The sequence below is a fragment of the Nannocystis pusilla genome, from assembly GCF_026626665.1.
In the GTDB taxonomy this organism is placed as follows: Bacteria; Myxococcota_A; Polyangia; order Nannocystales; family Nannocystaceae; genus Nannocystis; species Nannocystis pusilla.
This window is the reverse complement of record NZ_JAPNKE010000002.1, coordinates 7,468,066-7,483,144: the sequence shown is the minus strand read 5'-3', so window position 1 is coordinate 7,483,144 and position 15,079 is coordinate 7,468,066. Positions and strand designations below refer to the sequence as shown.

Sequence of the window (15,079 nt, the reverse complement as noted above, 5' to 3'; positions counted from 1 at the left end):
GGCCCGGTCGGCTGCGAACAGCCGATCACCGCGAATCCACACGCCCACGTGTAAACCCTCTGGAGCGACGTCACGGCGGGATGATACGCTCTGTTCCGCGCGAGCCTGGCGAAATTGGTAGACGCGCTGGATTTAGGTTCCAGTACCCCCGGGTGTGTCGGTTCGAGTCCGACGGCTCGCAAATGCCCGACTTGACGCCGCCGGTCCCGCCGGCTAAGGCGTCCCCTCGTGATCGGCACGCTCCTCAAGCGCATCACCGTGCACACCCTGGACCGCGTCGTCGAGCGCGGCAAGACGTCGGAGCACGCGCCGGTGCGCATGGCCGCGGCCGGCCTCGATCGCGTGCGTGGGATCGTCGGCCTCGATCGCATCGACCTGCGCCTCGAGATCCCCGGCTGGGACGGCGGCACGCCCGACCAGCCGATGTGGCAGACCGACCGCGACAAGCTGCGCAAGTGGCAGCAGGACCGCGGCATCATCAAGCCCGAGACGGCGGCCGACGCCAAGCCGGCCGTGCCGGTCCTCGTGATCTACTACAAGCGCGGCTGCCCCTACTGCCGCGCCGCGCTCGACCTGGTGCGCGAGCAGAACCTGCTCGCCAAGACGATCGACTACACCGACAACCACGACCTGCGCACGGCGATCCGCACCAAGACCGGCCGCCGCACCACGCCGCACGTGTTCATCCGCGAGCAGTGCATCGGCGGCTTCGACGAGCTGCGGGAGCTGCACGAGTCGGGCAAGCTCAAGCAGCTGCTCGCGGACCCGACGGCCGAGCCGGTGGTCGCGGCGATCGTCGGTGACGACGACGACGAGGACGAGGGCGACGGCCGCGAGCTGACCGCGGCTGCCCTCAAGGCCAGGTTGGCCGAGGGCGGCAAGGTCCTGCTGCTCGACGTGCGCGAGCCGTCGGAGTGGGCACAGACCGGCGTCCTCGCCGGCGCGCGCACGGTCTCGCTCGGCGCGCTCGAGAAGGCCGAAGACCTCGACCCGCAGGGCGTGTGGATCGCCTACTGCCGCTCCGGCCGGCGCTCGCTGCAGGCCGCCGAGATCCTCGGCCGCCGCGGCTTCAAGTCGGTCGTCAGCCTGCGCGGCGGCATCGAGGGCTGGAAGGCCGCCGGCGGCGCGACCGTGCCGTACGAGCCCACCGCCCCCGCCCCCGCCAAGAAGCCGCCCGTCAAGCTGCCGGTGGTCCACCCCGAGCGCTCGCCGTTCGAGGCCCTGCTCGAGGACCCGAACGCCGCGGTCGACAGCGAGCCGCTCGAGGGCGAGGCGCTGATCGCCCGCGTCCGCGAGGTGCTCGAGACCTGCCGTCCGCTGGTCCAGGCCGACGGCGGCGACATCGAGCTGCTCGACGTCACTTCCGACACCGTCGGCGTGCGACTGACCGGCAACTGCGTCAGCTGCCCGAGCTCGCAGGCGACCCTGAAGCAGGGCATCGAGCGCAAGCTGAAGCAGCAGATCCCGCAGATCAAGGGCATCCGCTCGCCCCAGCTCGCGCCGTAGCGCGAGCGCGAGACGTTCGTCGCGCCCCGGTGGCGGGCCGAACCGCGCCGTTCAGCGTCGCTTCGTTGTGCCCGCAGCAGGCGGGCCCAAGACCGCTCCGCCGAATCGCGTCGTGCGACATCCCTTCGTCGATGTCGGCAGCGCGCCGAAGACCGCTCCGCCGAATCGCGCTGTGCGGCATCCCTTCGTCGATGTCGGCAGCGCGCCGAAGACAGTTCCGCCGAATCGCGTCGGTGCGGCATCCCTTCGTCGGTGTCGGCAGCGCGCCGAAGACCGCTCCGCCGAATCGCGCCATTTGGCGTCGCACGCCGGAGGCCGCGCGGAGAGATCACGCCGCCGCAGAAGCGGAGGCCGAGCGCCGCCCGACGCTGATGCGCCGCCCATCGCAAGCAGGCACACGCGCGCTCGGCACACCACGGAGGACTCGCACCCGCGGCGAGGCGCCGTCACCACGAGCGAGCCGCTGCCTCGCAAGAGCTCACTCGCTGCGCCGCTCGGCGATCGGCTCGCCTCGCTCGGCATCCCAAGCCGTCGTCGCATCGTGACGCGCCCGTCACCGAGATCGGCCCATCACCTCTTCCTCTTCGCGCCGCGAGCTGGGCGGCCGCGGGACGGCGATCCTCTTCATGGCGATCGCCCGCCGCTCGGCCGCACCGACTCGCGACGCCGATTCCCTCCCGGCGCCCGCAGAATGCCGTTCTGAACCGCGCCTTTCCGCGCGCGAAAGCGCCCAATTCTCACCCCGTGGTCAGGGTTATTAAACCCCGGCTCGGGACGGGCCCGTGGGTCAATTCGCCCCGTGGCGTGCTTTCTTGCGGGGATTTGGGAAGTGTGCAGGATTCTTCCCGGTTGACTGACACCTGTGTCACTGACGACACTGTCAGCCAACTTTTACCGCCCGGCAGGACCCAGATGGCGACCACGACGACGACCCCGACCTCGCAACGCACCTCGCTCAAGATCCTCTCGCAGCCGCAGGTGAAGTCGCTCCTCGACGAAGCGCAGCAGAAGTTCGCCCAGGAGGAGGGCGTGAGCTTCGGCGGCGTCAACATGCACTTCAAGAAGCCGTTCGAGCACACGTTCACGGCGCCGCAGCGGCCGCACACCACGCTCTTGTTCGGCGGTCTGACCTTCCGCCACGAGCACCTGCTGAAGGGCGTGTTCGAGTCGCTGGGCTACAAGACCGCCGTCGTGCCGACGCCGAACGTGGACGCGTTCCAGCTCGGCAAGGAGTACGGCAACAACGGCCAGTGCAACCCGACCTACTTCACGGTCGGCAACCTCGTGCAGTACCTGCAGCACCTGCGCGACAAGCAGGGCATGAGCGTGCAGGAGATCATCGACTCGCACGTGTTCTTGACCGCGGGCGCGTGCGGTCCGTGCCGCTTCGGCATGTACGAGGCCGAGTACCGGCTGGCGCTGCGCAACGCCGGGTTCGACGGCTTCCGCGTCATGCTGTTCCAGCAGAAGGGCGGGCTCAAGCAGGGCGACCTCGAGGCCGGCCTGAAGATGAACCTCGACTTCTTCGCCGGCATGGTCTCGGCGTTCAACTGCGGCGACATCCTGAGCGAGGTCGCCAACTGCATCCGCGCCTACGAGACCACCCCGGGCGCCACCGACAAGGCCGCGAGCGAGTCGCTCGAGTTCATGTACCGGGTCATGAAGCGCAAGCAGCCGGCCGAGCTCGCGGGCACCACCGTCGGCGACCTGCTCAAGGGCAAGAACAGCAAGGCGTTCGACATCGCCGAGCAGGCGGTCAAGTTCCTCGACCTGCTGACCAGCGAGGACTACATCGAGCCGCTGCGGCACGTCGCGCGCAAGTTCGACGAGGTCGAGGTCGACCGCCTGCAGCCGAAGCCGATCGTCAAGGTCACCGGCGAGTTCTGGGCCCAGACCACCGAGGGCGACGGCAACTTCAACATGTTCCGCTTCCTCCACAGCGAGGGCGCCGAGGTCATCACCGAGCCGATCGCCACCTGGCTGGCCTACATGCTGTGGCAGACCAAGATCAAGGCGCGCGACCGCCACGGCCTCGTCGAGAAGGCCGACGAGGTCAAGTGGTACGAGCTCGGCAAGCGGGCCCAGCTCGAGGTCGGCTACATGAAGAAGCGCGCGATCGCCAAGGTCGCCGACACCATCTTCCGCCGCGAGTACAGCCGCATGGTCGAGGCGCTCGGCCACATCGCCCACGAGATCGTCGACATGGACGAGATGGAGCGGCTGGGCCACGGCTTCTACCACACCCGCTCCGAGGGCGGCGAAGGCCACCTCGAGGTGTCGAAGAACATCTACTACTCGCACAAGGGCCTCGCCCACATGGTGCTGAGCCTCAAGCCGTTCGGCTGCATGCCCAGCACCCAGTCCGACGGCGCCCAGTCGGCGGTCGTCAACCGCTACAAGGAGATGATCTTCCTGCCCATCGAGACCTCCGGCGAGGGCGAGATCAACGCCCACAGCCGCGTCCAGATGGCGCTCGGCGAGGCCAAGGCCAAGGCCAAGCGCGAGTTCGCCGAGGTCCTGTCGGGCATCCCGTACAGCCTCGAGGAGCTCAAGGCCTACGTCGACGCCCACCCCGAGATGAAGCGGCCGATGTACCAGTTCCCGCGCCAGAACCCGCGCGTGGTCGGCACCGGCGCCAACTTCGCCCTGCACGTCGCCGAGCGCATGCAGGCCGACGGCGTCAAGCCCAAGCAGGATCGCGTCGCCGCCGAGTGAGGCTGCCTCTCGCGCCAGGTCCTTCTCGCCAGGTCTTCAGGAACAGGAACTTCAGAACATGTCCCAGCTCAAGTACATCGTCGGCGTCGATCTCGGGTCGACCACGGTCAAGGCAGTCGTCGTCGAGGCGGCCACGGACACGATCGTGTGGAAGGACTACCAGCGCCACGAGAGCAAGCAGGCCGACCGCGCGCTGAAGATGTTCAAGGAGATCGAGGAGGCCGTCGGCGACCTCCGCGGCAACGCGCGCATGTTCATCACCGGCTCGGGCGGCGCGACCGTCGGCCGGTGGGTCGGCGCCAAGTTCGTGCAGGAGGTCAACGCCGTCTCGCTCGCGGTCGAGAAGCTGCACCCCGAGGTCAACTCGGTCATCGAGCTCGGCGGTCAGGACGCCAAGATCATCATCTTCAAGCCCGACCCGGAGACGGGCCGCAAGAAGAAGATCCCGTCGATGAACGACAAGTGCGCCGGCGGGACCGGGGCGGTGATCGACAAGATCAACGCGAAGCTGAAGATCCCGGCCGACCTGCTGTGCCAGCAGGGCTACGTCGGCCACAAGCTGCACCCCGTGGCCGGCAAGTGCGGCGTGTTCGCCGAGACCGACGTGAACGGCCTGCAGAAGCTCGGCGTGCCGGCGGACGAGCTGATGGCGTCGCTGTTCGAGGCGATCGTGCAGCAGAACCTGTCGGTGCTGACGCGCGGCCACACCCTGATGCCGCACGTGCTGCTGCTCGGCGGCCCGAACACGTACATCAAGGGCATGGTCGAGGCGTGGAAGGCCAACATCCCGCCGATCTGGCACGAGCGCAACGTGCCGCTGCCGGAGGGCGTCGACCCGGCCGACCTCATCATCGTGCCGCAGAACGCCCAGTACTACGCGGCGATGGGCGCGGTCGAGTTCGGCAAGGACGAGGACGAGCGCGTCGGCGTCTATCAGGGCACCGAGAAGCTGCACTGGTACCTCACCGAGGGCCGCCTGCTCGAGAAGAAGAAGGCCGGCGCGGCGGGCTTGTCGAAGGACGAGGCCGACCTCGACGAGTTCATGACCAAGTACAAGCCGCCGAAGTTCGTCCCGAAGGAGTTCACCCCGGGCGAGGACGTGCGGGTGTTCATCGGCATCGACGGCGGCTCGACCTCCTCGAAGGCCGTGATGCTCAACGAGCAGGGCGAGGTGATCCGCAAGGTCTACCAGCTCTCGAAGGGCAACCCGATCGTCGACACCAAGGAGCTGCTGGCCGACCTGCGCCAGCAGGTCGAGGGCGCCGGCTGCACGCTGACCGTGCTCGGCGTCGGCACCACCGGCTACGCCAAGGACATCCTGCGCGACACCCTGCGCGCCGACGCGGCGATCGTCGAGACCGTGGCGCACTGCGAGAGCGCGCTGCACTTCTACGACAACGTCGACGTCGTGTGCGACGTCGGCGGGCAGGACATCAAGATCATCATCCTGAAGAACGGGAAGGTGAAGGACTTCAAGCTCAACACCCAGTGCTCTGCGGGCAACGGCTACTTCCTGCAGAGCACGGCGGAGGGCTTCGGCATCGACGTCAAGCAGTACGCCCAGCGGGCCTTCGGCGCCCAGGCGATGCCGACCTTCGGCTACGGCTGCGCGGTGTTCATGCAGTCCGACATCGTCGACTTCCAGCGCCAGGGCTGGGCGCCCGAGGAGATCATGGCCGGCCTGGCCGCCGTGCTGCCCAAGAACATCTGGCTGTACGTCAGCCAGATCCCCAACCTCGCCAAGCTCGGCAGCAAGTTCATCCTCCAGGGCGGCACCCAGCACAACCTCGCCGCCGTCAAGGCCCAGGTCGACTTCATCCAGGAGCGCTTCAAGTCGAAGGGCACCGAGGCGCAGGTCATCGTCCACCAGCACTGCGGCGAGTCGGGGGCGATCGGCGCGGCGCTCGAGGTGCGGCGCATGGTCCAGCAGCTCGAGCACAAGACCGAGTGGATCGGCATCGACAAGGTCGCCAGCATCGACTTCTCGCAGCGGCGCGACGAGAGCACCCGCTGCTACTTCTGCAAGAACAAGTGCCTGCGCACCTTCATCGACGTCGACCTCGAGATGAAGCAGCAGGAGGCCGAGAAGCGCATGGCGCTGGGCCAGCTGCTGAAGATCCGCAAGCGCGAGGACAAGCCCGACGAGGCCGTCGGCACCAAGCGCCTCATCATCGCCACCTGCGAGAAGGGCGAGGTCGAGGACCTCGACTCGATGAAGAAGATCAAGGGCGGCCTCGACCAGCTCAAGAAGAACTACCCGAACCTCGCCGCCAAGGCCGCGAAGGACATCTGGGACGCCCAGAACCCGCCGAACGTGGCCGACAGCATCGACGACGTCGGCCTCGGCCTGAGCGAGCACCTCGACCTGCCGCCGCAGCTGGCGGAGCACCAGGACAAGGTCGACGGCCTGCTGCGCAAGCTGAACCGCAGCCCGAAGGTCGCCGAGCTGCTCGGCAAGGCCGCGGGCACGCTCGAGAAGGTGGCGGAGAAGGTCGGCAAGGCCGCGCCGCTGGCCGCGGTCACGCGCGAGACGCTGGCCGCGCAGCAGCAGCGGATCGCGCTGATGAAGAAGCGGGCGACGCTGCGGATCGGCATCCCGCGGGTGCTGAACCAGTACTCGCAGAACCCGTTCTTCAGCGCCTACTTCGAGGCGCTCGGGGTCCCGGCGAAGAACATCGTCTACTCCGACTTCACCTCCGAGGAGCTCTACAAGGAGGGCGCCAAGCGCGGCGCGATCGACCCGTGCTTCCCGTCGAAGGTGTGCATCGCCCACATGCACAACCTGGTCGAGACCAAGCACAAGAAGCGCCCGCTCGACGTGATCGTGTTCCCGCAGGTCGACTCGATGGAGACCTGGCTGTCGGGCACGGTCGGCTCGCGCGTGCCCGACGGTGGTCGGCTCGGCCGACACGACCAAGGCCGCCTTCATCAAGGAGGCCGACGTGTTCGCCCAGAAGGGCATCAAGCTGGTCGTGCCGTTCGTGCAGATGGCCGAGCGCAAGCTGTGCAAGAAGCAGATGTTCGAGTACTTCAAGGACGTGCTCGGGCTGTCCGAGGAGGAGAACGCCCGCGCGGTCGAGGAGGCGTTCAAGGCCCAGGACGGCTTCTTCGTCGGCCACCGCGCCGACGGCCGCAAGGTGCTGAAGTGGCTCGAGCAGGAGCAGCGGATCGGCGTGGTCCTGCTGGCCCGCCCGTACCACAACGACCCCGGCATGAACCACGAGATCCCGGACGAGCTGCAGAAGCTCGGCTACCCGATCTTCACCGTGCAGTCGCTGCCGCTCGACGAGGACATCGTCCAGCCGCTGTTCCAGCCGGACATCGACGCGGGCTTCATCAAGGACCCGTTCGACATCACCGACGTGTGGAAGAACAGCTACAGCGAGAACACCAACCAGAAGGTGTGGGCCGCCAAGTTCACGGCGCGTCACCCGAACCTGGTCGCGCTCGAGCTGTCGAGCTTCAAGTGCGGCCACGACGCGCCGATCTACACGGTCATCGAGGAGATCATCGAGAACTCCGGCACGCCGTACTTCTCGTTCAAGGACATCGACGAGAACAAGCCGACCGGGTCGATCAAGATCCGCATCGAGACCATCGGCTACTTCCTCAAGCGCTATCAGGAGGACATGCGCCGCCAGCTGGCCAAGAAGCAGCGCGTGCAGGAGCGCCTCGAGGAGTACCAGGCCGAGCTGCTGCGCCGCATCGAGTCGGCCCAGGAGCGCCTGGCCGCCGAGCAGGCGCAGAAGCCCGACGTGGTGCTGCAGGCGGCCGGCCTGCTGCCGCGCCCGACCGCCGGCGGGGTGCCGACCGGCGCGCACCTCGACAAGAAGGGCTGACCTGAAGGACAGGTGAACGAAGCGACGACCTCCCGCAGGAGGTCGTCGCTTTTTGCGCGCCAGGCCGCGTCGGGCGAGACAGGACAGGCATGTCCTTCGAGCCAGGTTTGTGCCCATCACCGGGGGGCGCGTTGACTGCTCGGAGACCGCATGTCACCCTGGATGCGTGCGGATTGGCTTATGGTTGACGTCGATGGTGGTGGCGCTGGGCGTCCTGTACGCCTCAGCGCCCGCGGGCGCGCTGTCCTGCGGCGGCGGTCCGTGGTGGAGCGGCGGCAGCTCCGAAGTCGCGGGTGAGACTGACGGCGACGGCGATAGCGAGGACGACTGGACGGTCAGCGCGCCCGCGGAGCCGGTGCCGGTCGACGCGCGCTTGTGGCAGTTCTTCAGCTGCTACTCCGAGCCCCTGCCGTGCAGCTTCACTTCCGAGACGCACACGGTGGAGGTCGATCGCGTGCAGGCCTCGGAGTGCACGCGAGAGGGCCACCACGGCCGGATCGTCGAGCTCGTCCCGCGCGAGCCGCTGTGGCCCGACCACACCTACGTGAACGGCTGCGCCTACAGCGAGCAGAGCTTCACCACCCGGGAAGGCTCGGCCGCGGCCCCCGAACCAGTGCAGGTCACCGCCATCGGGCTCGATCGCCAGTCCGACTTCCCGTGCAGCAGCGGCGACCGGCTCGCCCTCGTGCTCGCGGACCTCGACGCCGCCTACCTGCGCGAGGGCGGGCGCATCGAGATCGCCTATCCCGAAGGACATGTCCTTCCGGTCACCGAGAAGACCCTCTCCTTCGCCGCAGGTTTCCCCGAGACCGACGGCCCGATCACGCTGACGCCGGTCGCGGTCGACGGCGCCCGCGGCGAGGCGGTCCGGGTCGCGGAGATCCGCTACAACCAGGCGGTGTTCGTGACCTGCGCCGTCGGTGAGCCGGGGCCTTGGCACGCGCTGTGGGTCGTGGGGCCGTTGCTGTGGCTGGCTGGGCGGCGCCGGAGGTCATCGTGAGCGCCGTGGTTTGGGCGGCGTGGTTGCTCGTCGGGCCGGCCGAATCAGTGGACGTGGCGACGCCGCCCGCGGCACCGGCGAACGAGTCGGCCGAGGCGGCGCCTGCGAGCGAGACGGCGGTCGTACCGGCGCCTGCAGCCGCGTCGACGCCCGCGAGCGGGCAGCCAAGCGAGCCCGCGGATTCACAGCCGAGCGCGCCAGCGACGACGCCCGTGGTCCTCGCCGCGCCCACGCCGGACCCCGCGGCCACGCAGCGCGGGCGGTTCGTCTATGCGTGGTGGATGGGGTTGAACCTCGGCATCTTCCCGATCCCCTCGTTCAGCCCCGCGACCGTGTTCCTCGGCGGTCGCACGCGCGGTCCGTGGGCCGTGGGCTATCAGATCGGCCTGTCGCTCGGCGGGGCGGAGCGTTACTGGGGCGAAGGGGCGATCCCCGTGGCGCACCGGCATCACGTCACCGGCATGCGCAGCTTCGGTCGCAACCGCCGGGGACTGGTCGCAGTCGGCGGCGGCGCAGCGTTCGTGTGGCCGCTCAGCCCGGTGGTCGAGGCGGAGACGCGCGTCGCGGTGCGCTTCGGGTCGGGCCGCTGGCACCTCGGCGGCCTGGTCCGGCTCGGCTGGGACATCGGCCACCGCGAGTACGCCCCGATGCCGCAGTTCGGCCTGTTCATCGGCACGACCAGCTTGTGATGCACAGTCCGAAAGGGCATGTCCGCAAGGGCATGCCCTTTCAGACATGCCTCAATTGCCAGCCGGCAGGCGGTTCTCGGGCACCGCGACCATGCGCCACTTGACGCGGGTCTGATTGAAATGGCCGTGGACGTTGGGGTCGTTGTCGAGGGCCTGGACGTTGCCGTCCTCGTCAATCGCGCGCGCGCCGATCTTGTAGGTGCCGGGGCCGGGCGGCTGCCAGTGGAACTGGAACACCGACCAGGCGCCGTCGACCTCGCCGGAGGCGAGGCGGGCGTCGCGGACCACCTGCTCGCGGATCGGCTGCAGGCGGGCGGGCTGCCACGACAGGCCGCCGTCCGTGCTGACCTCGACGGCGGCGACCGGGCGCTCGCCGCCCCACGCCGCGCCGAGCAGCAGCCAGCCGCCGCCCTGGGCCGCGCGGCAGTCGGAGATGATCGACTTGAGGCCGATCCAGCGCGCCTGCACGCGCACCCACTTGCCGCCGCGCCGCTCCTTGTTGGTGAACACGAATCGGTTGTGGATGCCCATGTGTGGGCTCGTCTTGCCCTCGATGTGGCCGAGCCACTTGACGTGCGACATCGAGTAGATGCGCGGCACGATGAGGCGCGACGGGAAGCCGTGGCGGCGCGTCAGCGGCTCGCCGTTCATCGTCACGGCGACGATCGCCCGCGCGCGCGTGAGCTCGTCGAGCGACAGCCCGTAGTGGTAGCCGCGCTTGAGCAGCCCGAGGTCGTCGAGGCCGTGGCAGGCGAAGTGGGTGGCCGGCCCCGGCCCGCCGCACAGCTCGAGCAGGCTGGCGAAGCTCGGGCCCTCCCACACGGCCTGGCCGCACAGGCCGGCCGAGCCCTGGAGGTGGTTGCCGTTGCCGGCGCACTCCTGCACGCACACGCGGGTCTCGCGGGGCAGGGCGAGCAGCTCGGGCAGGGTCAGCACGCGCGGGGTGGCGACGCCGGTGATCTGCAGGCGGTAGGTCTCGGGGTCGACGGCCGGGTGGACGTGGCGGTCGCGGCGAAAGTAACCGGCCGTGGGTGTGACGAGCTGGGACAACTGGGCAGGCTTGTTCTCCTCCATGCTGACCAGTCGCAGCAGCGCGCGCGAGCCGGCGGCCGAACCAGGTCGGCATGCCGTCGACAGGCCGCAGCTCGAGCGAAGCCCCTCCGGCGCGAGCGCTGCGGTGGCTTCGGGGAGGTCGTGTACGCCGAGAGTGTCGCCGTCCGTCATCGGAACGCCGTCACGCTAGCCCGGCCCCCGCCCACGAGCAACGCAGCGGGCGGCGCGACGAGCGACCGGGCATGTGTCCAAGGACACGACCGCCGTGGTAAAGGGGTGCGCACCGATCCCCGCAGGAGCACCTTCGAATGAGCGCGCAGAAGCTGAACGGTACGAAGACCCACCAGAACCTCAAGGACGCGTTCGCCGGCGAGTCGCAGGCCAATCGCCGCTACCTGTACTTCGCCAAGCAGGCCGACGTCGAGGGTCACCCCGACATCGCCGGCCTGTTCCGCGACACCGCCGAGGGCGAGACGGGCCACGCGCACGGCCACCTCGACTACCTCCGCAAGGTCGGCGATCCCGCCACCGGCCTGCCGATCGGCGACACCTCCAACAACCTCAAGGCCGCGGTCGCCGGCGAGACCCACGAGTACACGGACATGTACCCGGGCATGGCGCGCACCGCCCGCGAAGAGGGCTTCGAGGACATCGCCGACTGGTTCGAGACCCTGGCGCGGGCCGAGCGCTCGCACGCCGGCCGGTTCCAGAAGGCCCTCGACGTCATCGAGTTCTGAGCCGCGCGCGGGCCGCCCGCGCGGCCGCGCAGAACGACAGGGCCTTGTAGACATGTTCGTACGGACATGTCTGCGAGGCCAGCTGAATGCCGCGGCCCCGGGCCGCCCCACCGACCCCCGCACCCAGAGCGCCATGAGCCAGGGACCGATCTCGTACAAGCCGACCGACGGGCTGTCCTACGATCCGAGTGAGCCTGTCTATTGGGACAGGTCCGCGCTGGCCAAGGAGGTCACGCGGGCGTTCGAGATCTGCCACGGCTGCCGCATGTGCTTCAAGTACTGCGACGCGTTCCCGACCCTGTTCGAGCTGCTCGACAGACATCACGACGGCGATGTCACCAAGCTCGGCGCCGAGGAGACGAACCGGGTGATGGACGCCTGCTTCCAGTGCAAGCTGTGCGAGGTCCAGTGCCCGTACACGCCGCGCGACAAGCACGAGTTCCAGCTCGACTTCCCCAAGCTGGTCCACCGCCACCAGGCGATCCGCGCCCGCGAGGAGGGCACGAGCCTCGGCGACAAGTTCCTCGGTGACCCGGACCTGACCGGCAAGCTGGCGCGCGCGAGCCTCGGGGCGGTCAACAGCTTGAACAAGGTGAAGCTGCACCGGTGGTTCATGGAGAAGGTGCTGGGGATCCACCGCGACAAGCTGCTGCCGGAGTTCGCGCCGCAGGGCTTCGAGCAGTGGGCCGACCAGTCGGGCAAGATCGCCGCGGAGCCCGGCGGCGAGGCGGTGCTGTTCCAGACCTGCTACGTCGAGCACAACGAGCCGCAGATCGGCAAGGACACCTGCGAGGTGATGGCGCGCAACGGCGTCGACCTGCGCTGCGCCGCCGGCCTGCGCTGCTGCGGGATGCCGGCGTGGGAGCACGGCGACCTGGCGTCGCTGCGCAAGAACGCCCGCACGAACCTCGACGTGCTCATGCCGTTCGTCGAGCGCGGGGCCAAGGTGCTGGCGATCAACCCGACCTGCTCGATGATGCTGCGCCGTGATTATCCCGGCCTGCTCGAAGGGACAGATCGTGAGCGGGCCGCGAAGCTGGCGGCCGCGGTCATGGACCCGAGCGAGTTCCTGTGGTCGATCCGCCGCGAGCCGCGGTTCGCCGGCACGTTCGCGAGCAGCCCGCACGGCCAGGTCGCCTATCACGCGCCCTGCCACCTGCGCGCCCAGGCGGTCGGCTTCAAGGGCCGCGACCTGATCAAGCGGCTGCCCGGCGTGCAGGTCACGACGGTGACCGAGTGCTGCGGCCACGACGGCACCTACGCGATGCGCGTCGAGGGCTTCGAGCCGTCGCAGCGGATCGGCAAGAAGGCGTTCGAGGGCATGCACGGGGCGGAGGCCACGACGTGGGTGACCGACTGCCCGCTGGCCGCGCTCCAGTTCGAACAGCACGCGGGGACCCGCCCGCTGCACCCGATGTCGCTGCTGGCCCGCGCCTACCGCGGCGACAGCTTCGGCCCCGGCGAGACCGACGAGACCTAAGGAAGAGTGACCATGCGAGCGGTCCAGCGCGCCGAGATCGTCGATTACGTGACCTACAACGAGCAGCGGGCGCAGCTCGCGACGCCGCGCTGGCGGCCAAGCGGCTGCGCCGGGTGGTGGTCGCCGACTGCCTGACCTTCCTGTTCGAGAACCACGAGACCATCCGCTACCAGATCCAGGAGATGATGCGCGTCGAGCAGATCGTCCGCGAGCGCGACATCCTCCACGAGATCGAGACCTACAACGAGCTGCTCGGCCACGGCGGCGACATCGGGGTGACGGTGCTGATCGGCTTCGACGACCCGGCGGAGCGCGACCTCAAGCTGGCGCGCTGGCAGGCGCTGCCGCAGCACCTGTACCTGGTCGGCGCGGACGGCCGGCGCATCCGCGCGATCTGGGACCCGCGCCAGGTCAGCGAGCGGCGGCTGTCGTCGGTGCAGTACCTGAAGTTCGCCGTCCAGGGCGCCGCGCCGGCCGCCTGCGGGGTCGACTTCGCCGGCGAGGTGGTCGGCGAGACGGCCCTGACCGCGGCGCAGCGCGAGGCCCTGGACGCCGACCTCGGCGAGCGCGACTAGTCGGCGAACACCTCGTCGAGGCGGGTCGCCGTCAGCACGCGAGCGGCCCAGGCGTCGAGCTGGGCCTCGTCGCGGCAGTCGAGGACGCGCCCGCGCTGCTCGTCGCTCGGGGCGAAGCCCTTGAGCTGCAGCAGCTTGAGCAGCATGTCGGCCTTGCCCTTGGCCTTGCCGCTGGCGATGCCGTCGAGCCAGGGTTTGCGGAACATGTCACTCAGCGGTTCCCAGCTTCCGTTGGCCATGAGGAGCTTCTCCAGCGCGGTGCGGGCCACGCGGCCCAGGAGGGCGACGACGAAGTCAGGATAGAGGATCCCCCGCTGGTCGTCGAGCTCGCGGGTGGCCTCGAGGGCGACGAGGGCGATGTGCTCGGCGCCGGGGTCGTCGGCGTGGGCCGCGACCGAAAGCACCGCCAGCTCGGGCAGCTCGCGGGCCCGCTCGAGGTCGGTGATCGCCGGCACCGCCTCGGGCCCGAGCACCCACGGGTGGACGGTGGTGCGGCGCCGGCCGAGGTCGATCGGCTCGGCGCACCAGCGGGCCACCTCGCGGTCGAGCGACACGACCACGAGGGTGACGGGGCAGCCGAGACGCGCGCGCAGACCGGCGACGTAGACGGGCCAGGTCCAGCGCTTGCGAGGGTCGCGCTCGACCTGGACCTCGACCACCAGCGCCTCGTCGGGCCGGTCCTGCGCGCCGCCGAGGCCGAGCACGACGTCGGCGCGGTGCTCGGCGAAGTTGAGGTCGACGAACTCGGCGGCGGTGATCCGCACCGGTCCGGGCGCGCGCTCGCCGGGCCACAGCAGGTCGGGGATCAGCGCCGGCGCGTGACGGACCAGCTGGACGAGCGCCTCGTGGGGCAGCTTGGGCATCGTGCGCGCGAGTTAGCATCGCGCGCCGCCGCCGGCCAGCGTCAGCCCTCTTCGGGCGCCACCGGCACCTGGCGCTTGAAGACCAGCGACTTCACGTCGTCGCTGCTGCAGGTCAGGAGGTCCTGGTCCAAAGTGCAGGTCAGGACCAGCTCCGCCGGCGCGACGATCGGCCGGCCCGGCGCGGCCAGATCGATCGCCGGCGAGTCGTCGCCGAGGTAGCCGCCGTCGTCGTAGCCGTCGGAGGTGACCGCGGTGCCGACCGAGTCGGAGTAGTCGATGTCGCCGCCGAAGAAATCTTCTGCACCTCGATGCGGTACTTCGGCGCCGCGCTGTCGTCGACGACGAGCTCGGAGCCGTACGAGTGGCGGTACTCGTAGCTGTCGTAGTCGAGCACGCTGTAGTACTCGAAGGCGCCCACGAGGTCGTCCTCGATGTTCATCCGCAGGCCGTAAACGGACGAGTAGGGGCCCTCGGAGTACATGGAGGGCAGCTTGTCGCCGTCGAGCTGGACGGCGCCCCAGTCCCCGACGATCGGGTTCGGCTTGTCGTCGTCGCCGGCGCAGCCGGTGAAGTGGAGGCCCATGAGGGCGAGCACGGGGATGCGGGTGCGGTGTTGCATGGC

General features: G+C 69.4%; 12 protein-coding genes, 1 tRNA gene and 1 pseudogene. 11 read left to right on the top strand and 3 right to left on the bottom strand.

Features of this window, described 5'->3' with window-relative positions; all coding sequences use genetic code 11:
* Positions 1 to 99 precede the first annotated feature (99 nt).
* The 7 genes and pseudogenes from OV079_RS32930 to OV079_RS32905 all read left to right on the top strand — a co-directional run bounded on the left by OV079_RS32930 (position 100) and on the right by OV079_RS32905 (position 9,749).
* A tRNA-Leu gene (locus tag OV079_RS32930) sits at positions 100 to 181 on the top strand.
* A 47-nt stretch (positions 182 to 228) separates the two neighbouring features.
* On the top strand, positions 229 to 1,506 hold the full coding sequence (locus tag OV079_RS32925) for a NifU family protein (RefSeq protein ID WP_267773172.1): 1,278 nt from the start codon (positions 229 to 231) through the stop codon (positions 1,504 to 1,506).
* A 912-nt stretch (positions 1,507 to 2,418) separates the two neighbouring features.
* Positions 2,419 to 4,221 carry a 2-hydroxyglutaryl-CoA dehydratase gene (locus tag OV079_RS32920; protein WP_267773171.1) on the top strand — a complete coding sequence of 601 codons (1,803 nt, stop codon included), beginning with the start codon at positions 2,419 to 2,421 and terminating at the stop codon, positions 4,219 to 4,221.
* 58 nt (positions 4,222 to 4,279) lie between these two features.
* Positions 4,280 to 7,012: pseudogene (locus OV079_RS32915) on the top strand (BadF/BadG/BcrA/BcrD ATPase family protein); the annotation flags it as partial.
* Between the two features lie 100 nt (positions 7,013 to 7,112).
* A complete protein-coding gene (locus tag OV079_RS58980; RefSeq protein ID WP_420829557.1) occupies positions 7,113 to 8,060 on the top strand; it encodes an acyl-CoA dehydratase activase-related protein in 948 nt (315 codons plus the stop codon).
* Positions 8,061 to 8,226: 166 nt separating this feature from the next.
* Positions 8,227 to 9,060, top strand: coding sequence for a hypothetical protein (locus OV079_RS32910; RefSeq protein WP_267773169.1), 834 nt, complete (start codon positions 8,227 to 8,229; stop codon positions 9,058 to 9,060).
* A 212-nt stretch (positions 9,061 to 9,272) separates the two neighbouring features.
* On the top strand, positions 9,273 to 9,749 hold the full coding sequence (locus tag OV079_RS32905) for a hypothetical protein (protein WP_267773168.1): 477 nt from the start codon (positions 9,273 to 9,275) through the stop codon (positions 9,747 to 9,749).
* A 51-nt stretch (positions 9,750 to 9,800) separates the two neighbouring features.
* Here OV079_RS32905 and OV079_RS32900 read toward each other — a convergent pair whose 3' ends face one another.
* Positions 9,801 to 10,973: a molybdopterin-dependent oxidoreductase gene (locus OV079_RS32900; RefSeq protein ID WP_267773166.1), complete on the bottom strand. Its 1,173-nt coding sequence runs from the start codon at positions 10,971 to 10,973 to the stop codon at positions 9,801 to 9,803.
* A 137-nt stretch (positions 10,974 to 11,110) separates the two neighbouring features.
* On the opposite strand from OV079_RS32900, the gene OV079_RS32895 reads away from it, so the two are divergent.
* The 4 genes from OV079_RS32895 to OV079_RS32880 all read left to right on the top strand — a co-directional run bounded on the left by OV079_RS32895 (position 11,111) and on the right by OV079_RS32880 (position 13,594).
* Complete coding sequence (locus OV079_RS32895; protein WP_267711569.1) at positions 11,111 to 11,539, top strand: rubrerythrin family protein; 429 nt, start codon at positions 11,111 to 11,113, stop codon at positions 11,537 to 11,539.
* Positions 11,540 to 11,672: 133 nt separating this feature from the next.
* Complete coding sequence (locus tag OV079_RS32890) at positions 11,673 to 13,019, top strand: heterodisulfide reductase-related iron-sulfur binding cluster (protein WP_267773165.1); 1,347 nt, start codon at positions 11,673 to 11,675, stop codon at positions 13,017 to 13,019.
* A gap of 12 nt (positions 13,020 to 13,031) precedes the next feature.
* Positions 13,032 to 13,154, top strand: a complete 123-nt coding sequence (locus OV079_RS32885) for a hypothetical protein (RefSeq protein ID WP_267773164.1) — start codon at positions 13,032 to 13,034, stop codon at positions 13,152 to 13,154.
* Entirely contained in the window at positions 13,136 to 13,594 is a 459-nt protein-coding gene (locus OV079_RS32880) for a DUF3501 family protein (protein WP_267773163.1), read from the top strand. The genes OV079_RS32885 and OV079_RS32880 overlap by 19 nt, the downstream gene beginning before the upstream one ends.
* Here the strand turns inward: OV079_RS32880 and OV079_RS32875 are convergent.
* Positions 13,591 to 14,457, bottom strand: coding sequence for a hypothetical protein (locus tag OV079_RS32875; RefSeq protein ID WP_267773162.1), 867 nt, complete (start codon positions 14,455 to 14,457; stop codon positions 13,591 to 13,593). The genes OV079_RS32880 and OV079_RS32875 overlap by 4 nt on opposite strands.
* Positions 14,458 to 14,596: 139 nt before the next feature.
* Positions 14,597 to 15,076, bottom strand: a complete 480-nt coding sequence (locus tag OV079_RS32870; RefSeq protein WP_267773161.1) for a hypothetical protein — start codon at positions 15,074 to 15,076, stop codon at positions 14,597 to 14,599.
* Positions 15,077 to 15,079: the final 3 nt, after the last annotated feature.